This window comes from Burkholderia puraquae (assembly GCF_002099195.1).
GTDB lineage: Bacteria > Pseudomonadota > Gammaproteobacteria > Burkholderiales > Burkholderiaceae > Burkholderia > Burkholderia puraquae.
Genome location: NZ_NBYX01000006.1, coordinates 56,321 through 75,604 on the forward strand (window position 1 = coordinate 56,321; position 19,284 = coordinate 75,604).

22 protein-coding genes and 1 pseudogene are annotated in these 19,284 nt (G+C 66.4%); 17 read left to right on the forward strand and 6 right to left on the reverse strand.

The features are described 5' to 3' along the window. Nucleotides 1–120: 120 nt before the first annotated feature. The 8 genes from B7G54_RS13915 (at nucleotide 121) to groL (ending at nucleotide 6,133) form a co-directional block, all read left to right on the forward strand. A complete protein-coding gene (locus tag B7G54_RS13915; RefSeq protein WP_085039598.1) occupies nucleotides 121–480 on the forward strand; it encodes a COG4315 family predicted lipoprotein in 360 nt (119 codons plus the stop codon). A gap of 25 nt (nucleotides 481–505) precedes the next feature. Beyond that, a complete protein-coding gene (locus tag B7G54_RS13920; RefSeq protein ID WP_085039599.1) occupies nucleotides 506–1,021 on the forward strand; it encodes a sigma-70 family RNA polymerase sigma factor in 516 nt (171 codons plus the stop codon). Beyond that, nucleotides 1,018–1,800 (forward strand): anti-sigma factor family protein, encoded by a 783-nt coding sequence (locus B7G54_RS13925; RefSeq protein ID WP_085039600.1) that lies wholly within the window; start codon nucleotides 1,018–1,020, stop codon nucleotides 1,798–1,800. The genes B7G54_RS13920 and B7G54_RS13925 overlap by 4 nt, the downstream gene beginning before the upstream one ends. Nucleotides 1,801–1,828: 28 nt before the next feature. After that, nucleotides 1,829–2,260, forward strand: coding sequence for a cupredoxin domain-containing protein (locus B7G54_RS13930; protein WP_085039827.1), 432 nt, complete (start codon nucleotides 1,829–1,831; stop codon nucleotides 2,258–2,260). Beyond that, nucleotides 2,257–2,889 (forward strand): LolA family protein, encoded by a 633-nt coding sequence (locus tag B7G54_RS13935; protein WP_085039601.1) that lies wholly within the window; start codon nucleotides 2,257–2,259, stop codon nucleotides 2,887–2,889. Before B7G54_RS13930 ends, B7G54_RS13935 begins: the two co-directional genes overlap by 4 nt. A gap of 44 nt (nucleotides 2,890–2,933) precedes the next feature. Next, a complete protein-coding gene (locus B7G54_RS13940) occupies nucleotides 2,934–3,449 on the forward strand; it encodes an SRPBCC family protein (RefSeq protein ID WP_085039602.1) in 516 nt (171 codons plus the stop codon). A gap of 703 nt (nucleotides 3,450–4,152) precedes the next feature. Then, a complete protein-coding gene (gene groES, locus B7G54_RS13945; protein ID WP_011351136.1) occupies nucleotides 4,153–4,446 on the forward strand; it encodes a co-chaperone GroES in 294 nt (97 codons plus the stop codon). A gap of 46 nt (nucleotides 4,447–4,492) precedes the next feature. After that, nucleotides 4,493–6,133, forward strand: coding sequence for a chaperonin GroEL (gene groL / locus B7G54_RS13950; RefSeq protein ID WP_085039603.1), 1,641 nt, complete (start codon nucleotides 4,493–4,495; stop codon nucleotides 6,131–6,133). Nucleotides 6,134–6,245: 112 nt separating this feature from the next. Here the strand turns inward: groL and B7G54_RS13955 are convergent, their stop codons facing one another. The 4 genes and pseudogenes from B7G54_RS13955 to B7G54_RS13970 form a co-directional block, all read right to left on the reverse strand. After that, on the reverse strand, nucleotides 6,246–6,698 hold the full coding sequence (locus B7G54_RS13955; RefSeq protein ID WP_085039604.1) for a hypothetical protein: 453 nt from the start codon (nucleotides 6,696–6,698) through the stop codon (nucleotides 6,246–6,248). Between the two features lies 1 nt (nucleotide 6,699). After that, entirely contained in the window at nucleotides 6,700–7,314 is a 615-nt protein-coding gene (locus tag B7G54_RS13960; RefSeq protein WP_085039605.1) for a peptidoglycan recognition protein family protein, read from the reverse strand. Between the two features lie 15 nt (nucleotides 7,315–7,329). Further along, nucleotides 7,330–7,812 (reverse strand): annotated as a pseudogene (locus B7G54_RS13965) (Hcp family type VI secretion system effector). Nucleotides 7,813–8,189: 377 nt separating this feature from the next. Beyond that, nucleotides 8,190–9,056, reverse strand: coding sequence for a hydroxymethylpyrimidine/phosphomethylpyrimidine kinase (locus B7G54_RS13970; RefSeq protein ID WP_085039606.1), 867 nt, complete (start codon nucleotides 9,054–9,056; stop codon nucleotides 8,190–8,192). 254 nt (nucleotides 9,057–9,310) lie between these two features. Between B7G54_RS13970 and B7G54_RS13975 the strand changes: the two genes are divergently transcribed. The 8 genes from B7G54_RS13975 (at nucleotide 9,311) to B7G54_RS14010 (ending at nucleotide 15,914) form a co-directional block, all read left to right on the forward strand. After that, complete coding sequence (locus tag B7G54_RS13975; RefSeq protein WP_004186709.1) at nucleotides 9,311–9,481, forward strand: rubredoxin; 171 nt, start codon at nucleotides 9,311–9,313, stop codon at nucleotides 9,479–9,481. 104 nt (nucleotides 9,482–9,585) lie between these two features. Then, nucleotides 9,586–10,887, forward strand: a complete 1,302-nt coding sequence (locus B7G54_RS13980) for a FimL-related protein (RefSeq protein ID WP_085039607.1) — start codon at nucleotides 9,586–9,588, stop codon at nucleotides 10,885–10,887. A gap of 182 nt (nucleotides 10,888–11,069) precedes the next feature. Next, nucleotides 11,070–11,648 carry a YqgE/AlgH family protein gene (locus tag B7G54_RS13985; RefSeq protein ID WP_011351143.1) on the forward strand — a complete coding sequence of 193 codons (579 nt, stop codon included), beginning with the start codon at nucleotides 11,070–11,072 and terminating at the stop codon, nucleotides 11,646–11,648. Further along, nucleotides 11,645–12,094, forward strand: coding sequence for a Holliday junction resolvase RuvX (gene ruvX, locus B7G54_RS13990; RefSeq protein ID WP_011351144.1), 450 nt, complete (start codon nucleotides 11,645–11,647; stop codon nucleotides 12,092–12,094). The genes B7G54_RS13985 and ruvX overlap by 4 nt, the downstream gene beginning before the upstream one ends. After that, complete coding sequence (gene pyrR, locus B7G54_RS13995) at nucleotides 12,081–12,593, forward strand: bifunctional pyr operon transcriptional regulator/uracil phosphoribosyltransferase PyrR (protein ID WP_059529249.1); 513 nt, start codon at nucleotides 12,081–12,083, stop codon at nucleotides 12,591–12,593. The genes ruvX and pyrR overlap by 14 nt, the downstream gene beginning before the upstream one ends. A gap of 73 nt (nucleotides 12,594–12,666) precedes the next feature. After that, nucleotides 12,667–13,698: an aspartate carbamoyltransferase catalytic subunit gene (locus B7G54_RS14000; protein ID WP_006476735.1), complete on the forward strand. Its 1,032-nt coding sequence runs from the start codon at nucleotides 12,667–12,669 to the stop codon at nucleotides 13,696–13,698. A gap of 61 nt (nucleotides 13,699–13,759) precedes the next feature. Further along, on the forward strand, nucleotides 13,760–15,037 hold the full coding sequence (locus B7G54_RS14005) for a dihydroorotase (protein ID WP_085039609.1): 1,278 nt from the start codon (nucleotides 13,760–13,762) through the stop codon (nucleotides 15,035–15,037). Between the two features lie 19 nt (nucleotides 15,038–15,056). After that, nucleotides 15,057–15,914: a lysophospholipid acyltransferase family protein gene (locus B7G54_RS14010; RefSeq protein WP_085039610.1), complete on the forward strand. Its 858-nt coding sequence runs from the start codon at nucleotides 15,057–15,059 to the stop codon at nucleotides 15,912–15,914. 21 nt (nucleotides 15,915–15,935) lie between these two features. Here B7G54_RS14010 and B7G54_RS14015 read toward each other — a convergent pair whose 3' ends face one another. Both B7G54_RS14015 and B7G54_RS14020 read right to left on the reverse strand, forming a co-directional pair. Next, nucleotides 15,936–16,934, reverse strand: coding sequence for a glycosyltransferase family 2 protein (locus B7G54_RS14015; protein WP_085039611.1), 999 nt, complete (start codon nucleotides 16,932–16,934; stop codon nucleotides 15,936–15,938). A 104-nt stretch (nucleotides 16,935–17,038) separates the two neighbouring features. Further along, entirely contained in the window at nucleotides 17,039–17,875 is an 837-nt protein-coding gene (locus B7G54_RS14020) for a symmetrical bis(5'-nucleosyl)-tetraphosphatase (RefSeq protein ID WP_085039612.1), read from the reverse strand. A gap of 343 nt (nucleotides 17,876–18,218) precedes the next feature. Here B7G54_RS14020 and rfbB point away from each other — a divergent pair, with 343 nt between their 5' ends. Continuing rightward, nucleotides 18,219–19,280 (forward strand): dTDP-glucose 4,6-dehydratase, encoded by a 1,062-nt coding sequence (rfbB, locus tag B7G54_RS14025; protein WP_085039613.1) that lies wholly within the window; start codon nucleotides 18,219–18,221, stop codon nucleotides 19,278–19,280. The last annotated feature ends 4 nt before the right edge of the window (nucleotides 19,281–19,284 follow it).

The following is a 19,284-nucleotide window of genomic DNA, read 5'->3' on the forward strand; positions in this document are numbered from 1 at the left end:
GCCGTCCGTTTACATACCGAGCCACGGCACGGCCGCCCGGCGGGATAATGGTTGCGACGAAGCCGATCGTCCCGTCCGACCGCGCCGTGCCGCCGCGATGTCACGCAAAGGAGAACGGGAATGAAAAGGATGCTGTTCACCGCCGCCCTGCTGGCGGCGATCGTGCGGCCGGCGGCCGCGGAACTGCCACGGGTCGCCGACGGGAAACTGGTCGACGAAGATCACATGACGCTGTATGTGTTCGATCGCGACGCGCCCGGCAAGAGCGCATGCGACAGCGCGTGCGCGGCCAACTGGCCGCCCGCGCTCGCCGATGCGTACGACAAGGCTGCGGGCGCATTGAGCCTCGTCGCGCGCGACGACGGCAAGAAGCAATGGGCGTACCGCGGGCGCCCGCTGTATCGCTGGAAGATGGATCGCAAGGCCGGCGACGCCGGCGGCGACGGGATCGGCGGCATGTGGCACGTCGCGCGTCCGTGACGGCGCGGTGACGCGAGGCATCCTGATGAGCTACGAATCGGATCTGCTGGTGTGGTTGCCGCATCTCACGCGCTATGCGCGCGCGCTGACGGGCGACCGGGCCTGGGCGGACGATCTCGTGCAGGACACCCTCGAGCGTGCGCTGAACCGCCCGCCGCGCGATGGCGGCAACCTGCGCGCGTGGCTGCTGACGCTGCTGCGGCACCGCTTCGTCGACCAGTTGCGCGCGCGGCGCGAGATCGCGGTCGACGACGCGACGGCGCCGTGGCAGACGATGGCCGCGCCGGCCGGCGAAATCGGCGGGCTGGTGCTGCGCGACGTGCAGCGTGCGCTGTACCGGCTGCCGGTCGAGCAGCGCGAGGTGCTGCTGCTGGTCGCGCTGGAGGAATTGAGCTATCGCGACGCCGCGCAGGTGCTCGGCGTGCCGGTGGGAACGGTGATGTCGCGGCTCGCGCGGGCGCGCGGGCAGATGCGCGCACTGCTGTCGGACGAGCCGTCGACGCACGGCACGGCCGCGTTACGGGTGATCGGGAAGCCATGATGGACGAATCGCGCAAGCCATCCAACGAGCGGGACGACGATGCGTCGGCGCAACTGCTGTCCGCACTGCTGGACGGCGAGTTGTCCGGACACGAGCGGCGCGAGATGCTCGAGCGCCTGGAGTCCGATCCGGAAGAAGCCGAACGGTTCGCACATTACCGCGCACAGCGCGACGCGCTGCAGGCGCTGTTTCCGTTGCCGGGCGCCGCGCCCGCGTTGTTCGTGCAGCGCCGCGCGCCGCGCCGGCGCAGTGTCGCGTATGCGTTCGCGGGGCTCGCAGCCGGGCTGCTGATCGGCATTGCATTGCATGTGGGCTGGACGGCATTCGACCGCGAACCGGGGTTCGCCGCGCGCGCGGATGTCGCGTATGCGGTGTACGCGGCCGAGCGCGAGCATCCGGTCGAGGTCGGCGCGGGCGATCCTGAACGCCTCGTCGCGTGGCTGTCCACGCGTCTCGGGCGGCCCGTGCGTGCGCCGTCGCTCGACGAATACGGCTACACGCTGCTGGGCGGCCGGTTGCTGCCCGGCGACGCGAGGCCGGCCGCGCAGCTCATGTACCAGCGTGCGGACGGCGAGCGCGTGACGCTGTACATGACAGCGTACGATGCGCGCCGTCTTGCGCCGCAGGCGATGTCGAGCGACGGCCGCTACACGTATTTCTGGTCGGATCGCGGCGTCGGCTATGCGCTGTCCGGTCGCGGCGACGAACGGCGCTTGCGCGAGATCGCGATCGACGTGTGCGGCGCGCTCGGCGGCCCGACCGACGCGTGGAAGGGATGATGTGCGCGCCGCCGGCACGGAGCAGGCGATGAAGACGACGATGTCGAAGGGACTCGTGCTGATATCGGTGCTGGCGGCGCTCGCCACGGGCGCCGCGCTGGTACGGGCGGACGGCGGCGCGCCGGTGCGTGTGCCCGTCGACGCCGACGGCGTGCAGCGGGTGGCGATCGTCGGCGGCAGCTATTTCTTCCGGCCGAACCACGTAATCGTGCGGGCGCACGTGCCGGTCGAGCTGACCGTGTCGGCCGAACCCGGCGTGGTGCCCCACAGCTTCGAAATCGACGCGCCGCAGGCCGGCATCGCGGTGCACACCGAACTCGGCACGACGCCGAAGACGTTCCGCTTCACGCCGGCGCAGCCGGGCCGGTTCGCCTACTATTGCACGCATCGACTGCTGTTTTTCAGGAGCCATCGCGAGCACGGGATGGAAGGCGTGCTCGATGTCGAGGCGGCGCCGTGATCGCCGCATTGCTGGCCGCGAGCCTGATAGGAGCGAGCATGACCGCCGATCCCGTGACCGTCGCGCAGGCGCATTTCGACCACGTCCGCTCGTATCGCGCGACGATCCGCTCGTCGGCGCGCAGCGGCGAACGAACGGAAATCCGTTACGCGTACCTGAAACCGGGCTTCGTCCGGATGGATTTCGTGTCGCCGCATCACGGCGCGGTGCTCGCGTACGATCCTGGCGACGGCAAGGTGCGGTTGCGTCCGTTCGGCGCGCATGCGCCGCCCGCGCTGACGCTGTCGCCGTCCAATCCGCTCGTGCGCGACCGCAGCGGCCACCGGGTCGACCGGTCGGACGTCGGCGAGCTGCTGCGCAACGTCCATGCGCTGCAGGAAGGCGGTGCGACGGTGACCGAAGGCGAGGAGGCCGTCGGCGGCCGGACCGCGCTGCGCGTGTCGGTCACGGGCGCGCCCGCGCACGCGGTCGACGGCGTGCATCGCTACCGGCTGTGGCTGGATGCGGAGGACGGCTTTCCGCTGAAGGTCGTCAGCTTCGCGGACGATGACGACGTGCCGCTCGAAACCGTGACGCTCGACGATGTCGAGATCGACGTCGCGTTTCCCGAACGCTTCTTCGCGCCCTGAGCGGTGCGCTGACTCGTGCCCCTGACGGGCATGCCGGAGGCTGCATGGCGGAATACCGGTTCTCGACGACCTGGCGCGTGGACGCGCCGCTCGCGGTGGTGTGGGACGCGATCTACCAGGTCGACCGCTGGCCCGACTGGTGGAAGGGCGCCGTGAGCACCGTCGAGATCGAGCCGGGCGACGCGCGCGGCGTCGGCGCGCTGCACCGGTACACGTGGAAAGGGGCGCTGCCGTACCGGCTGACTTTCGACATGCGCGTGCGACGCGTCGAGCCGCCGCATGCGCTCGAAGGCCGCGCGAGCGGCGCGATCGAAGGCGACGGATGTTGGTCGTTCATCGCCGACGGCGCACGCACGATCGTGCGCTACGACTGGCACATCCGCACGCACGTGCGCTGGATGAACCGGCTGGAGCCGCTCGGCCGCCCGCTGTTCCGATGGAACCACGACGTGGTGATGCGCGAAGGCGCGAAGGGGCTCGCACGGCTGCTGGGCGCGGCGGTCGAGATGGACGGCCGGACTTTCCGGCCGTTGTCGGATGCGGGCTGCGCCGATGCCTGAAGGCATGTGAGCGCGAGTCAACGCGCCATCCACCACCAGTGCGATGCGTTCGCCGACGGCCGGGCACCGGTGTCCCGGCATGCGTACGCGCACGTCGAGGCCCGCGAGCGGATAGGCAGGGCCGCCATTGGGCCGGTCGTACGACGGCAGCGCCGGCCGGCCGAACATTCGCATCCAAATTACCGAAGGTAATCCGATGCCTTGCGGATGGGGCCCGACGCGTGTTTGGAGACGAGGTAAACCGCAAACATTGGCGTAATGAAAATGTATGCTTCGATGCGGGCCGATGAATCTGCGGTCAGGGGGGCGCGAAGGGCGTCCGGCGGAGGCGGGCGGGCGCGTTGCGGCGGACGGAATCGACGCCCGCACCGGTTTTTCATGCGATGCCGCCGATCGCAGGAACTCCGTGCTTACCCGATGTCCAAACGGGGCTGGATGAGACTCGCGGGCCCAGCGGGCCCGCCGGCGAGGCTGGTCGGTGTTCGTGGTGGCATTGTTTTTAAAGGATTTTTTCGTTTCTCCCCCATGCGTTTCCCGCTGCGTCCCCGCCCTGAAAATTCGTCTGGTTCCCCTTCTTGAATTTGTCAAAACCCGTCCATATAATTAGCACTCGCTGCACGAGAGTGCTAACAATTCTCTGCCGGGCGATAAGCCGGGCAGATTCCCTAAGCGTTCTTCAATCTCAGTCAAGAGAGGAGTGAATATGAACCTTCGTCCTTTGCACGATCGCGTGATCGTCAAGCGCCTGGATCAGGAAACCAAGACCGCCTCGGGCATCGTGATCCCCGACGCCGCTGCTGAAAAGCCGGACCAGGGCGAAGTCCTGGCCGTCGGCCCGGGCAAGCGCGACGACAAGGGCGCCCCGATCGCACTCGACGTGAAGGTCGGCGATCGCGTCCTGTTCGGCAAGTACGCAGGCCAGACCGTGAAGGTCGACGGCAACGAACTGCTGGTCATGCGCGAAGAAGACATCATGGCCGTGGTCAACGCCAAGTAAGCGTCCACCGACGGTACATATTCCCAAGAATTCAAGGAGTTAGAAGATGGCAGCTAAAGACGTCGTATTCGGCGATTCCGCCCGTTCGAAGATGGTCGAAGGCGTGAACATTCTCGCCAACGCAGTCAAGGTCACGCTGGGCCCGAAGGGCCGCAACGTTGTGCTCGAGCGCAGCTTCGGCGGCCCGACGGTCACCAAGGACGGTGTATCGGTCGCGAAGGAAATCGAGCTGAAGGACAAGCTCCAGAACATGGGCGCGCAAATGGTCAAGGAAGTCGCTTCCAAGACCAGCGACAACGCAGGCGACGGCACGACGACGGCAACCGTCCTCGCGCAATCGATCGTTCGCGAAGGCATGAAGTACGTCGCATCGGGCATGAACCCGATGGACCTGAAGCGCGGCATCGACAAGGCAGTCGCAGCGGCTGTCGAAGAGCTGAAGAAGATCAGCAAGCCGTGCACGACGAACAAGGAAATCGCACAGGTCGGCTCGATCTCGGCGAACAGCGACACGTCGATCGGCGATCGCATCGCTGAAGCGATGGACAAGGTCGGCAAGGAAGGCGTGATCACCGTCGAAGACGGCAAGTCGCTCGCCGACGAACTCGACGTCGTCGAAGGCATGCAGTTCGACCGCGGCTACCTGTCGCCGTACTTCATCAACAACCCGGAAAAGCAAGTCGCCGTCCTCGACAACCCGTTCGTGCTGCTGCACGACAAGAAGGTGTCGAACATCCGTGATCTGCTGCCGGTGCTCGAGCAAGTCGCGAAGGCTGGCCGTCCGCTGCTGATCATCGCTGAAGACATCGAAGGCGAAGCGCTCGCAACGCTGGTCGTCAACAACATCCGCGGCATCCTGAAGACCGTTGCGGTCAAGGCACCGGGCTTCGGCGATCGTCGCAAGGCGATGCTGGAAGACATCGCGATCCTGACCGGCGGCCAGGTGATCGCAGAAGAAACCGGCCTGACGCTCGAGAAGGCAACGCTGGCAGAACTGGGCCAGGCGAAGCGCATCGAAGTGGGCAAGGAAAACACGACGATCATCGACGGCGCAGGCGAAGCCGCGAACATCGAAGCACGCGTGAAGCAAGTGCGCGCGCAAATCGAAGAAGCGACGTCGGACTACGACCGTGAAAAGCTGCAAGAGCGCGTGGCCAAGCTGGCCGGCGGCGTGGCAGTGATCAAGGTCGGCGCTGCGACCGAAGTCGAAATGAAGGAAAAGAAGGCACGTGTCGAAGACGCACTGCACGCAACGCGCGCAGCTGTGGAAGAAGGCATCGTGGCAGGCGGCGGCGTTGCGCTGATCCGCGCTCGCACGGCAATCGCAAGCCTGACCGGCGCGAACGCCGACCAGAACGCCGGCATCAAGATCGTGCTGCGCGCGATGGAAGAGCCGCTGCGCCAGATCGTCACGAACGGCGGCGAAGAAGCCAGCGTCGTGGTGGCGGCAGTTGCTGCAGGCACGGGCAACTACGGCTACAACGCAGCGACGGGCGAGTACGTCGACATGGTCGAAGCCGGCGTCGTCGACCCGACCAAGGTCACGCGTACCGCACTGCAGAACGCAGCTTCGGTTGCAGGCCTGCTGCTGACGACGGACGCAGCCGTTGCTGAACTGCCGAAGGAAGACGCACCGATGCCGGGCGGCATGCCGGGCGGCATGGGCGGCATGGGCATGGACATGTAATCGACTTCGGTCGATGGTGTCCGGAGCGCGCAGCGATGCGCGTTCCAGCCAAAAGAAAAGACCCGCAGCGATGCGGGTCTTTTTTTATGTGTACGCGTCGGCGCGATGGGAATCAGAAGCCCGGCAGGTAGCACGAAGCGTCGTCGTCTTCATCGTGAAGGCCGTAGCTGCATGCGAACGGGTCGTGCCAGCCGTTATGGCGACCGTTGTAGAGATAGACAGTGTTGCCGTTCGACGCCCATGTCAGTGACGCGGTGCCGCTGGAGTAAACGCGCCACCTTCCCGAACTGCCGTCCGGGAACGATACGGTGCCGCTCGAATGGCAGGGCGAGTAGTAATCGTGGGCCACGAACCTGCCGTCAATCGGCGCTGCTCTGGAAAAGAACCGTTCAAGCTGGGCGGCGGTGGGCGTGAAGTTCGCGCATGCGTCCCTTGTCATCGGATCGTCCGGGCTCGACGTCTGGCCGGATTGCTCGATTGTCACGGCGCTCACCCCTCTGGCCTGGCAGATGGTGATCGGGATGCACAACGCAACCGCGGCGGCACATCTGGCTAGATCCTTCATGTCACTCCCACTGTGCAGTGCTGGCTTCGGTGGCGTTCTTGCGTCCGACCTCTGGGTGCCGATACACCTCTGTCATCTCGACGTTCAGTGTCTCGGACAATTCGCGGACAAGCCATTTGAGAGAGGCATTTTGTTCGGCCGTGACGCTTTCATAGACCGGTTCCGCAGTTTTCTCGTCGGGGTAGTACGTGCCGACAAGCTCGATTCCGATTGAATCCGAGTTGGACGGGTAGCGATCGGGAAACGTTTTCCGGGATTCGTGGCGATGGAATGCCGCAGGGCCGGCCCGGTACGTTTGCCTTGCCGCCCGGAGCGCCGTGGTGGAGCACGGGAGTGTGCTGATGCAACGTGACTGCAATTTCCCGACGTAATTGGTGATTCTGTGCAAGGAGGCCGTCTGATAGATCGTGCCGTCCTTGTCGATCAGGAAGTGTGCGCCGTTCGGTACGTGTGCGGTGTTGCCGTAGCTGTTGAATGTGCTCGAGGCGGTGGCGGCTCCGGTTTGATGGACGACGATTCCGTTCACGTGTTCCAGTGGCCCTCGTTCGATGGACGAATATATTTTTACGATCACGCGTTCGGCATCGACATGAGCCTGCTTTGAAATGAAAAGCATGACGGCCTCCGATTCTCAGGTCGCTTTGCCGGTTTTGAGGTCGTATTCGGCAGCGATCGTCCCGCCACTTCTGCTTTGGGCGTTCTGAACGACATACTTCTGCCGGATACGGGCGAATGAGAGTCGGACTTCCTCGCGTGGCCGTGCCATGTTCACATTGGCGACCGAATTGATTCGTGTGATCAGTGCATCGTCCAGGGTGATCTTCAGGTATTCGAGTGGCATGCTGCCGGCTTTGCGGGCTACCAGAACGGCCTTCTCGATGTGATTCCCTTTCAGGCAATGCAGCATGAGCATCGGCGATGCTCGATCGACATAGTGCTCGATGGTCAGATCGTTGGCCGCGCACTTGCCTGTCGTGCTGTCCGCCCCTGAGCGCGCGGCAGATGGCGGGTCGGCGGACCATTCCCACGCCAATACCTCGATCTCGTCTGGATGTGAGGCATCTCGAGATTCGCCTCAAATACCGGTCAGTTTCAGGAAAATGTCTTGCGCCATCGCATGCTCCTTTGCATCGTCACATTGAGTGAAATGGACCCTAGCATTGCGCTTGGCGACCGATCTATTGGACTGGTTCGATTTTCGGCGAGCCCGGGCGGTGAAAAGTACGACGTCGATTCAGCGGTGAGCCGGAATCGATGCGAGCAGGGGACGGCGCGAGCGCGGATTCGGCTGCGATGATGGTATGGACGGGATTGCGCGGGCCGATGAATCGGATCTCGGGCTACGCAGGGCAGGAACCGGAAAGGTGGGAGGGGGGCGCCGGGCAGCGGCCGTTGTTGGTGTATTACGTGATTCGCCGATGCCGGGCGCAGCCTGGATGACGAGGGCGGGCCGGCGTTCGATCGCTCAAACGCCGGCCCGCCGCAGGCGACTCAATGCCGGTGCGACGTCCTCGGCACCGGGTCGGCCTTCACGGCCGGCGGCGTGTCCGAGTCTTCGTTGCTGCGCGCCCAGAAGAACCGGTCGGGCAGGTACGCACCCATGCCGGGCCGGAACGCGTCACGCACGGCCTGGTACAGATATTCCTGCGCCTCACGAACCGCTTCGGGCGGCTCCTGGCCGTTCGCGAGCAGCGCCGCGATGGCCGCGCCCAGTGTGTCGGTGATGCCCATCAGCCGGTGCGGCGAGCGATCCCACATGTCCTCGCGGAGCTGGCCTTCCTCGCCGTACAGCGTGTTGACGAGCCGGTGCGAGCCCGTCTCGGACGACAGGATGTACTCGCAGCCCTGCGACAGCAGGTGCGAGACGGCCGCGTCGAGATTCGGCGCCTCGGCGTCGCCGTCCGGCTGCGCGAGCGCGATCAGCGTCGCGTAGTCGGCGACCAGCAGCGTGGTTTGCGGCGCCAGCAGGTCGGCAATCGATTCGCGCAGGTCGTCGGCTGCGAGCACGTGCTCGTCGTCGAGCGTGAAGTCGGGCGCGAGCACGAGCGGCACGCCGTCGTAGTCGGCGACGACCTCGGCGATCGCGCTCACGACTTCCGCGCGCGTTGCCGCGCCGATCTTGAACGCCGCGACCGGCATGTCTTCGAGCAGCATGCGCGCCTGGGCGGCGACCACGTCGGGATCGAGGCCGGTCACTTCATCGCAGGCGGCCGAGTCGCGCACGGTGTAGCCCGTCAGGACCGACACGCCGTGACAGCCCATGCTCGCCAGGGTCATCAGATCGGCTTGGAGGCCGGAGCCGCCGGTGGGATCGGACAGGCCAAAGGTGAGGACGATCGGAGGGGCGTTGCTGGACATGTAAAAATGGGGCAAGAGAAAAACGGACAAGCGACGGATAGGCGGACGGCGAGGCGAAATGGGCGTTTTCGGCCCTGTGTTGCCCGGCAGGCCGCACTTTTCAGCCATTATGCGGCGGAATCCGGCCTGCACGACGGATTTTTTAGCGCAGCGCAACGTAGTCGCCTTACTCCAGCGCGATTGCTAGGCAGTCCGGCCCCGACACGGTACCATCATGGCTCCCGAATTTACCGACTTTCCCGACGCGGCTTAAGATGGAATACAAGAGCTGGATGTGCCTGATTTGTGGCTGGATTTACGACGAAGAAGCCGGGCTGCCGGAAGAGGGCATTGCCCCGGGCACGCGCTGGGAAGACGTCCCGATCAATTGGACGTGTCCTGAATGCGGTGCCCGCAAGGAAGACTTCGAGATGGTCCAGATCTGACCGGACCCTTGGCCCACGGACACACCGCTCAGGCCTCGCATCGGCCCGGCGCTCGCGCGTCGAGGCTCGCGCGAGCGACTTGACGACGACAGGCGCGCGTGTCCATGAGGCCAGAACCGGCGAACGTTCCCCCCCCTGACGCACTGCCCAACCCGCGCGGCGGGGCCGTGCGTGCGGCCGACGCATGGCTTGCGGCGGCCGCCGACGCCTTCGAGCGTCGCGACGACGCGGCTGCGCCGGTGTCCGCTGCGGCGGCCGTGCTGGCGGAAGCCGGCTGGCTGCCGGCCGCGCGTTTCGCGGGGCAGTTGTCGGCCGCCGTGCCGCTCGTCGCCGTCGAGCCGACTTCGGCCGGCTGGCATGCCGCGCTGCGAGATTTCCGCGCGGCCGTCGGACGCCACAACCTGCGCGAGCTCGCGTGCTCGCCCGTTCTCTTCGAGCATTTCCGTGCGTTGCGCGCGCAAAGTGCCGCCGACCTGCGCGCGAATGTGCCGTTCGACGCGCTCGCGCTCGTCGGCCGCGCGGTGCCGCCGGCCACGCTGCGCGCGCTGCCCGATGCGTTCGCGACCCGGATTCGTGCCCGCTACGAACAGGCGCTGTTGGGCGTGCTGCGGGCGGAACAGGGCGTGCCCGATGCGGCGCTCGGCGAACTCGATGCGATGCTGGCCGCGCTTGCCGGCAACGATCCATACGATTTCTGGCGGCTTGCCGCCGCGTGCGTGCGTGCGCTGCGTGCAAGCGGCGCGCCCGAGCTGAAACGCTTTCTCGCGCGGACGAATCTGCTGCTCGGCGAGCATGCGCAGGGCCGGCGCAGTGCGCCACCCGAATTCGTGCGCGAGACGGTGGCGCTGCTGTGGCGCGATTTCGCGCTGTTCGGCGCCGCGGCCGAGGATGTCGCGCTCGTCGACGTGCTGCACGACTACGGGCTGACGGTCGACTGGCACGTCGCCGGCACGCCCGCGTCCGAAGCGCTGTGGGAGGCCGATGCCGCCCGGGCCGAGCACGATGCGGTCGCGGCCGCGCCGACTCGCGCGCTCGGCGTCGTGACGGTCAATGCGCATGCCTATGAGGATTTCCTGCAGACGGCGGATGCGTCGATGGCCGATCTTGCTGCCGATCCGGCGGCGGCCGACGCGAGTGCCGCATGGCATGCGTCCGGCGCCGCCTTCCGGGTCGGTACGGCCGCGTGCGCGCTCGGGCTCGGCCACGCGGCGCTCCTGGCCGACACGCTCGGCCTGGCGTGGCGGCGCGCGGCGCACGGCGTGCCGCTCGCCGACGGCGGCCTCGACGCGCACGGCCACGCGTCCGACATGCTGCGTGCGGCGCTGCTGAAGATCGCGGCCGGCGTCGCGCCGCCGGACCTCACCGCGGCGTCCGGCGCGCTCGGCGCGGCGCTCGGCCGGGCCTGACGAACAAGGGGACGAACACGCGGCGGCGGCCCTTGCTGCGCGGGCCCGCAACACGCTGCCGACAGCGCCCGCGCGCGTGTTAGAGTGCCATGTGATCCGTGCGCGCCGTTGCCAGCGCGGCGCGGCGTTGCTTGTTGATCGCGGCCCGGTCAGGCCGCGGCGTCTTTGCTAAAATTCAAACCATGTCAAAGCCTTCCGATCGCATCAATCTCACCAACCAGTTCCTGATCGCCATGCCGAACATGGCCGATCCGACGTTTTCGGGAACGGTGGTCTATCTTTGCGATCACAGCGAGCGCGGTGCGCTCGGCCTCGTCATCAATCGTCCTACCGATATCGACCTCGAATCGCTGTTCAACCGCATCGACCTGAAGCTCGACATCGAGCCGCTGCTGCACATTCCGGTGTACTTCGGCGGCCCGGTCCAGACCGAGCGCGGTTTCGTGCTGCACGAGCCGGTGGAGGGCGCGAGCTACAACTCGTCGATGTCCGTCGAGGGTGGGCTGGAGATGACCACGTCGAAGGACGTGCTCGAGGCGGTCGCGACGGGCACTGGCCCGAAACGCTTCCTGCTGACGCTCGGCCACGCGGGCTGGGGGGCAGGGCAGCTCGAGGAAGAAATTTCCCGCAACGGCTGGCTGACCGTGGCCGCCGATCCGCGCATCGTGTTCGACACGCCGGCCGAAGAGCGCTTCGAAGCCGCACTCGGCCTGCTCGGCGTCAGCTCGTCGATGCTGTCCGGCGAAGCAGGGCACGCATGAGTGGCGCGAGCGCGCGCGATGCGACGCTCCTCGCGTTCGACTATGGCGAAAAGCGTATCGGCGTCGCGGTCGGCAATGCGCTCACGCGCTCGGCCCGCGCGCTCGTCGTGATCCAGAACCTGAACCGCGAACACCGCTTCAAGGCGGTGGGCGACCTGCTGGCCGAATGGCGGCCGGACGCGCTCGTCGTCGGCCTGCCGATGCATCCGGACGGCACGCCGCACGACATGACGCAGCAGGCGAAGCGCTTCGGCAACCAGCTGAACGGCCGCTTCGGGCTGCCGGTCACGTGGGTCGACGAGCGCTATTCGTCGGTCGAGGCCGAGGCCGGGCTGCGCGAGCGCAACGTGCGCGGCCGCGCACGCGCCGAGATGCTCGATGCCGAGGCCGCGCGCGTCATCCTTCAACAGTATCTCGATCAATTGTCCGACCATGAGCACCATTGACGCCGAGGCGCTTTACCGCGTCCTGCTCGACCAGATCCGTGCCGCGTACGGCACGGCTTTCGCCGAACCGGGCGGCCCGCGGCTCGCCGGCATTCACAGCGGCGGCGCATGGCTTGCCGAGCGCCTCGCGCGCGATCTCGGCGCGCCGGCGTTCGGCGTCGTGAACGTCGCGCTGCACCGCGACGATTACGCGAAGAAGGGGCTGCACAGCCAGGCCAGCCCGACGTCGCTGCCGTTCGAAGTCGACGGCGCGCGCATCGTGCTCGTCGACGATGTGCTGTACACCGGGCGCACCGTGCGTGCGGCGCTCAACGAGCTGTTCGACTACGGCCGCCCGGCCGCGGTCGAGCTCGCCGTGCTCGCCGATCGCGGCGGCCGCGAGCTGCCGGTCGCCGCGCGCTTCGCGGGCGGCGCGCTCGACGTGCCGGCCGGCGCGACGCTCGTGCTCGCGCGCGACGATGCGCAGTTCACGCTGCGCGTCGAGGCGCACGGCGCCTGAACGACACGCGAACCGTATCCCGGGCCGCTGGTTTGCACCGCGGCCCGTTTGCATAGTTGGAATCACGCACACCATGACCACCGACACCACTGGCCGCACCGGCAATCCTGCTGCGGCCGCGAGCCCCGACCGGTTCCGCTACGGCTTCCTGAAGGGCAACCCGCAGCTCACGAAAAACGGCGAGTTGAAGCACCTGCTGTCGATCGAGGGCCTGCCGCGCTCCATCGTCAACCACATCCTCGATACGGCCGAGCAGTTCGTCAGCGTGACGGACCGTGAAGTGAAGAAGGTGCCGTTGCTGCGCGGCAAGTCCGTGTTCAACCTGTTCTTCGAGAACTCGACGCGCACGCGCACGACCTTCGAGATCGCCGCGACGCGCCTGTCGGCCGACGTGCTGAACCTGAACATCAATGCGTCGTCGACGAGCAAGGGCGAATCGCTGCTCGACACGATCAACAACCTGTCGGCGATGCATGCCGACCTGTTCGTCGTGCGTCACGCATCGAGCGGCGCGCCGTACCTGATCGCCGAGCACTGCGCACCGCACGTGCACGTGATCAACGCCGGCGATGGCCGCCATGCGCACCCGACGCAGGGCCTGCTTGACATGTACACGATCCGTCACTACAAGCGCGACTTCACGAAGCTGCGCGTGGCGATCGTCGGCGACATCCTGCATTCGCGCGTCGCGCGCTCCGACATCCACGCGCTCACCACGCTCGGCGTGCCGGAAGTGCGCGCGATCGGCCCGCGCACGCTGCTGCCCGGCGGCCTCGAGCAGATGGGCGTGAAGGTGTTCCACAACCTCGACGAAGGGCTGAAGGGCGTCGATGTGATCATCATGCTGCGCCTGCAGAACGAGCGGATGAGCGGCGCGCTGCTGCCTTCCGCACAGGAATACTTCAAGACCTGGGGCCTGACTCCCGAGCGCCTCGCGCTCGCCGCGCCCGACGCGATCGTGATGCACCCGGGCCCGATGAACCGCGGCGTCGAGATCGATTCGCAGGTCGCCGATGGCCCGCAGTCGGTGATCCTCAACCAGGTCACGTTCGGCATCGCCGTGCGGATGGCGGTGATGGGCATCGTCGCCGGCAACAGCGACTGAGCACGCTTTCGCGCATCCTCATTCCGGCATTCAACGCATTCAACGCATTCATACACAGCGCATGAAGATTCATATCAAAGGCGGCACGCTGATCGACCCGGTCGCCGGCACCGAGCGGCAGGCCGACGTTTTCGTCGCGGATGGCAAGATCGCCGCACTCGGCACGGCGCCGGCCGGTTTCAACGCGGACAGGACGATCGACGCATCGGGCCTGATCGTCGCGCCCGGCCTCGTCGACCTGTGCGCGCGGCTGCGCGAGCCCGGCTACGAGCACAAGGCGACGCTCGCGTCCGAGATGGCCGCAGCCGTCGCGGGCGGCGTCACGACCCTCGTGTGCCCGCCGGATACCGACCCCGTGCTCGACGAGCCGGGCCTCGTCGAGATGCTCAAGTTCCGCGCGCGCAACCTGCGCCAGGCGAACGTCCATCCGCTCGGCGCGCTGACGGTCGGCCTCAAGGGTGAAGTGATCACCGAGATGGTCGCGCTGACCGAATCCGGCTGCGTCGGCTTCACGCATGCCAACGTGCCGGTGCGCGACACGCAGGTGCTGCTGCGTGCGCTGCAGTACGCGAGCACCTACGACTACACCACGTGGCTGCGCCCTCAAGACGCATTCATCGGCCGCGGCGGCGTTGCCGCGAGCGGCGCGCTGGCGTCGCGGCTCGGGCTGTCCGGCGTGCCGGTTGCAGCCGAGACGATCGCGCTGCATACGATCTTCGAACTGATGCGCGTGACGGGCGCACGCGTGCACCTCGCGCGGCTGTCGTCGGCGGCCGGCCTTGCGCTCGTGCGTGAGGCGAAGGCCGAGGGGCTGCCCGTGACCTGCGACGTCGGCGTGAATCACATTCACCTGATCGACGTCGACATCGGCTACTTCGACTCGCAGTTCCGGCTCGATCCGCCGCTGCGCAGCGAGCGCGATCGCGAAGCGATTCGCGTGGCGCTCGCCGACGGCACGATCGACGCGATCTGCTCCGACCACACGCCGGTCGACGACGACGAGAAGCTGCTGCCGTTTGGCGAAGCGACGCCGGGCGCGACGGGGCTCGAACTGCTGCTGTCGCTGACGCTGAAGTGGGCCGACGAGACGCGCACGCCGCTTGCGCAGGCGCTGCGCCGCATCACGTCCGCACCGGCCGACGTGCTGAAGCTGCCGGCCGGCCGCCTGGCCGAAGGCGGCACGGCCGACCTGTGCGTGTTCGACCCGCGCGCGCACTGGCGCGTCGAGCCGCGTGCGCTGAAGAGCCAGGGCCACAACTCGCCGTTCCTCGGCTACGAACTGCCCGCCTGCGTGCGCACGACGCTCGTCGCCGGGCAGGTCGCGTTCGAGCGCCACTGAACCACGCCGGACCCTCGCCATGACCGCCATTCGCAAGCTGCGTCTCGTCTTTCACCTGTTGCGCGGCATGGTGATCGTCGCGCTGCGTTTTTCGCATGTCACGCCCGCGCGGCGCGCCGAGATGACGCGCCGCTGGTCGCTCAAGATGCTGCGGATCTGCGGGATGCGCCTCGTCGTCCACAACGACGGCGCGCGGCTCGATGCGAGCGCGCTCGTGGTCGGCAATCACGTATCGTGGCTCGACATCTATACGGTCAACGCGTGGCGGCCGACGCCGTTCGTGTCGAAGGCCGAGGTGCGGCAGTGGCCGGTCGTCGGCTGGCTCGCCGAGAAGCTCGACACGGTGTTCCTGCAGCGCGAGAAGCGCACCGAGGCGATGCGGGTCATGCACGAGATGGCCGAGCGCCTGCGCAGCGGCGGGTTGATGTGCGTGTTTCCGGAAGGGACGACGACCGACGGGCAGGAACTGCTGCCGTTCCACGCGAATCTGTTCCAGGCCGCGGTATCGGCCGGCTGCGCGGTGCAGCCGATCTGCCTGATGTACGAGGACGCGCAGCAGCGGCAGTCGGTCGCGCCGGCCTACACGGGCGAGCTGGCGCTTGGCAAGTCGCTCGACATGGTGTTGCGCGGCGGCCCGATCGTCGCGCATCTTTACGTGTGCGAACCGATCGCGCCGGGCGGCGACCGGCGGGCGACGTCCGCGGCGGCGCGTGACGCGATCGGGGCGGCGCTCGCGAAGCTGCAGGCAAACGTCGGCAAGCCGACGGCCGAGTCGCTCGCGGAATTGCAGAAGCATGCGTATCCGGCGACCGAGGTTGGTGGCGGTGCGGCGGGTGAGGCGGCGGCCGATGAACCGGTGCCGGGGCGCGAGGGCTGATGCGTGCGGGAGGCGGGGCGGTCAGTCCGGATGGTCGGCGATGCGCCGCGTAGCAATCTCGAGGGTCCCGGATGCGAGCTGCCTGACGACGACATAGTCGTCGTATTCCGATTGTTCGGATGAATACGCGCTCAGGTACGCGAGATTGTCCCAGTGGGAAATCTCCGGTGACGATGCGCGCTGGTAGACGTCCGACGCGGGACGGCCGTTGTTCTGCTGCTCGTGCGGATACCAGTCGAGATGGCGGCCGTCGAACGGCGTATACACGCGCATGCCCGACTTCAGGCGCCGGAACGGCTGTGCCGAGCGATGCACGGCGAAGGTCGTATCGATCGGCGCGCGCAGGTAAGCAATCTCCCGGCTGCCGATCATGCCGATTTCGGGACAATGGTGCCAGAACTGGCTGATATGGCGGTTCATCACACGCCCGAACAGCGGGTAGCTCCTGCGGATGTCGTCGATTTTCAGCATCGGCCCGGCACACTCGATGTCCGGAAACGCGTTCAGCAACTCGAGATAGACCGTGATCGCGTCGGTGCTCGATGCGGCGAGGTCGATGTCGCAGTCCGTCACGATATACGGGCCCGGTTCCCGGGACGAAAACACCGCCGACACGGTTTCATCGACGAGATTCAGGTCGTTGGCATCCGAAATGGCTTCCCGCCTGAACACGCGGATTCCGTCACACCTGAGTTCGTCGAGTATGCGCAGCGTGTCCGGATCACGGCTGCCGTTGTCGTGGACGGCAATCTCCACGGGTACGCTCTGCCGCTGGTATGACGCGACGACGCGCCGGAGCATTGCACCCCGGTTGTACGAAATGACGATCAGCGGCAGCGGCCGGAAGCCGGGCTCGCCGGGCAGCGCTTCCCGGCGGACGCATGTTGCCGGCAAGTACCGGCGGCCTTCGCGTTTGCCGTGCTCGAGATAGTGCTGCGCCGGATCCACGCCCGCAGCGCGTACGTCAGGATGCAACTGCAGATAGGCTTCGGCGGAAAAGTCGGGCGGCAGGCTGCTCATCGATGTCCTCGGTGTCCGGATAGCGCGTACTTATCGGAATTTACCGTGCGAAGTCGAGGCTCGGTTCCGGAACGTTCATGCCGTGTCGTGCGATGGGTCGGCACTCATTCGCCCTGCGTGCCGCATGCTTCGCACTGCACCTGCGTGACCGTGCGCTGCGCCGGGTCGGCGGTCAGCCGCACGGCCGACAACCGGTTGCCCCATACGCAGCCTGAATCGAGCGCGACGACATTGTCGCGCAACATCAGGCCGAGTGCGGCCCAATGCCCGAATACGATCGTCACGTCCTCCGTACGGCGCCCCGGTACGTCGAACCACGGCAGGTAGCCGGGCGGCGCGCTGTCGGGGCCGCCGTTCGCCTTGAATTCCATCGCACCGTCGGGCGTGCAGAAACGCACGCGTGTGAAGGCGTTGAACGCGACGCGCATCCGGTCGCGTTTCTTCAGATCCGGACTCCATTGGTTCGGCTCGTTGCCGTACAGCTTCTGCAGGGTGTCGCGCCAGTCGGGCGCGCGCAGCGCGCGCTGGAGTTCGTCGGCGAGTTCGAGCACGAGCGTCGCATCCCATTGCGGCAGCACGCCTGCGTGCACGAGCAGCATTCCGTTCTCCGCATGCACGAACGGGCGGTGGCGGACCCAGTCGAGCAGCGCGTCGGCGTCGGGTGCGTCGAGGATCTCGCCGATGGTGTCGCCCGGGCGTTCGGTGCGCAGGCCGGCGGAGACCGCAAGCAGGTGGAGGTCGTGATTGCCGAGCACGACGGTCGCGCGCGGGCCGAGGTCGACGAGCGCACGCAGCGAGGCGAGGGAGTCCGGGCCGCGGTTGACGACGTCGCCGGCGATCCACAGCGGGGTGTCGGCGGAGGCTGAAAGCTTTTCAAGCAAAGACTGGAAAGCGGAATGACAGCCTTGGATGTCGCCGATGGCGATGGGGGTGCGGGTCATGGAGCGGCGGATTTTGCGAGCGTCGATAACGTGGGGAAAATCATTCATTCAATACGGAATTGCGCAATTTTTGTTCCGCAAAAGTCAGCTGATTTGGCAAGAAATTTCATGTTCGGAAAGGGTTCGAAGCGCTGTATCAAGTTGTTAGCGGCATGGCTTTTGCAGGGGGCGGCTCCCTATAATTGTCGCTTTCCCCAACAAAATTAGCATTTCATGACTTTGGAGGCCATGTCGACCGGTTAAAATTCCCGGTCTGACGTAGCGATCACAAGTTACTAGCATTTGCGAATCTGATGTGGCCGGCGCCCGATGGCGTCTGCCGCACACTATTTGAGGGAGCCTCATGATCCTGGTTACGGGCGGCGCGGGTTTTATCGGTGCCAATTTTGTACTCGACTGGCTGCGCGCATCCGACGAAGCCGTGCTCAACGTTGACAAGCTGACGTATGCAGGGAACCTGCGCACGCTGCAGTCGCTGGACGGGAATCCGAAGCACGTGTTTGCACGCGTGGACATCTGCGATCGTGACGCGCTGGACGCGCTCCTTGCCGAGCACAAGCCCCGCGCCGTGCTGCACTTCGCCGCGGAAAGCCACGTCGATCGCTCGATCCATGGTCCCGCGGACTTCGTGCAGACCAACGTCGTCGGCACGTTCACGCTGCTCGAGGCTACCCGCCAGTACTGGAATGGCCTGAACGACGCCGACAAGGCGGGGTTCCGCTTCCTGCACGTGTCGACCGACGAAGTGTTCGGTTCGCTGTCGGCCACTGACCCGCAATTCTCCGAGACGACGCCGTATGCGCCGAACAGCCCGTATTCGGCGACGAAGGCGGGTTCCGACCATCTGGTGCGCGCGTACCACCATACGTACGGTCTGCCGGTACTGACGACGAACTGTTCGAACAACTACGGCCCGTACCAGTTCCCCGAAAAGCTGATTCCGCTGATGATCGCGAATGCGCTCGCGGGCAAGCCGCTGCCGGTGTATGGCGACGGCCAGAACGTGCGCGACTGGCTGTATGTCGGCGACCACTGCAGCGCGATCCGCGAAGTGCTCGCGCGCGGTGTGCCCGGGGAGACGTACAACGTCGGCGGCTGGAACGAGAAGAAGAACCTCGAAGTCGTGCATACGCTGTGCGACCTGCTCGACAAGGCTCGCCCGAAGGCAGCAGGTTCGTACCGTGACCAGATCACCTATGTGACGGACCGGCCCGGCCACGATCGTCGCTATGCGATCGATGCGCGCAAGCTCGAGCGCGAGCTCGGCTGGAAGCCTGCGGAAACGTTCGAGACCGGACTGGCAAAGACGGTCGACTGGTATCTCGACAACCAGGTCTGGGCCGATGAAGTCGCATCGGGCGAGTACCGCAAATGGGTCGAGACGAACTACGCGAAACGCGCCTGAGGAG

What these genes read in the sequence shown, in the direction of transcription:
- B7G54_RS13925 (WP_085039600.1), top strand. Translation starts at nt 1,018, where the DNA reads ATGATGGACGAATCGCGCAAGCCATCCAACGAGCGGGACGACGATGCG.
- B7G54_RS14015 (WP_085039611.1), bottom strand. Translation starts at nt 16,934, where the DNA reads ATGAGCAGCCTGCCGCCCGACTTTTCCGCCGAAGCCTATCTGCAGTTG.
- pyrR (WP_059529249.1), top strand. Translation starts at nt 12,081, where the DNA reads ATGAGCACCATTGACGCCGAGGCGCTTTACCGCGTCCTGCTCGACCAG.
- rfbB (WP_085039613.1), top strand. Translation starts at nt 18,219, where the DNA reads ATGATCCTGGTTACGGGCGGCGCGGGTTTTATCGGTGCCAATTTTGTA.
- B7G54_RS14020 (WP_085039612.1), bottom strand. Translation starts at nt 17,875, where the DNA reads ATGACCCGCACCCCCATCGCCATCGGCGACATCCAAGGCTGTCATTCC.
- B7G54_RS13970 (WP_085039606.1), bottom strand. Translation starts at nt 9,056, where the DNA reads ATGTCCAGCAACGCCCCTCCGATCGTCCTCACCTTTGGCCTGTCCGAT.
- B7G54_RS13940 (WP_085039602.1), top strand. Translation starts at nt 2,934, where the DNA reads ATGGCGGAATACCGGTTCTCGACGACCTGGCGCGTGGACGCGCCGCTC.
- groES (WP_011351136.1), top strand. Translation starts at nt 4,153, where the DNA reads ATGAACCTTCGTCCTTTGCACGATCGCGTGATCGTCAAGCGCCTGGAT.
- B7G54_RS13960 (WP_085039605.1), bottom strand. Translation starts at nt 7,314, where the DNA reads ATGCTTTTCATTTCAAAGCAGGCTCATGTCGATGCCGAACGCGTGATC.
- ruvX (WP_011351144.1), top strand. Translation starts at nt 11,645, where the DNA reads ATGAGTGGCGCGAGCGCGCGCGATGCGACGCTCCTCGCGTTCGACTAT.
- B7G54_RS13975 (WP_004186709.1), top strand. Translation starts at nt 9,311, where the DNA reads ATGGAATACAAGAGCTGGATGTGCCTGATTTGTGGCTGGATTTACGAC.
- B7G54_RS13980 (WP_085039607.1), top strand. Translation starts at nt 9,586, where the DNA reads ATGAGGCCAGAACCGGCGAACGTTCCCCCCCCTGACGCACTGCCCAAC.
- B7G54_RS13930 (WP_085039827.1), top strand. Translation starts at nt 1,829, where the DNA reads ATGAAGACGACGATGTCGAAGGGACTCGTGCTGATATCGGTGCTGGCG.
- B7G54_RS13915 (WP_085039598.1), top strand. Translation starts at nt 121, where the DNA reads ATGAAAAGGATGCTGTTCACCGCCGCCCTGCTGGCGGCGATCGTGCGG.
- groL (WP_085039603.1), top strand. Translation starts at nt 4,493, where the DNA reads ATGGCAGCTAAAGACGTCGTATTCGGCGATTCCGCCCGTTCGAAGATG.
- B7G54_RS13955 (WP_085039604.1), bottom strand. Translation starts at nt 6,698, where the DNA reads ATGAAGGATCTAGCCAGATGTGCCGCCGCGGTTGCGTTGTGCATCCCG.
- B7G54_RS14000 (WP_006476735.1), top strand. Translation starts at nt 12,667, where the DNA reads ATGACCACCGACACCACTGGCCGCACCGGCAATCCTGCTGCGGCCGCG.
- B7G54_RS13985 (WP_011351143.1), top strand. Translation starts at nt 11,070, where the DNA reads ATGTCAAAGCCTTCCGATCGCATCAATCTCACCAACCAGTTCCTGATC.
- B7G54_RS14010 (WP_085039610.1), top strand. Translation starts at nt 15,057, where the DNA reads ATGACCGCCATTCGCAAGCTGCGTCTCGTCTTTCACCTGTTGCGCGGC.
- B7G54_RS13920 (WP_085039599.1), top strand. Translation starts at nt 506, where the DNA reads ATGAGCTACGAATCGGATCTGCTGGTGTGGTTGCCGCATCTCACGCGC.
- B7G54_RS14005 (WP_085039609.1), top strand. Translation starts at nt 13,760, where the DNA reads ATGAAGATTCATATCAAAGGCGGCACGCTGATCGACCCGGTCGCCGGC.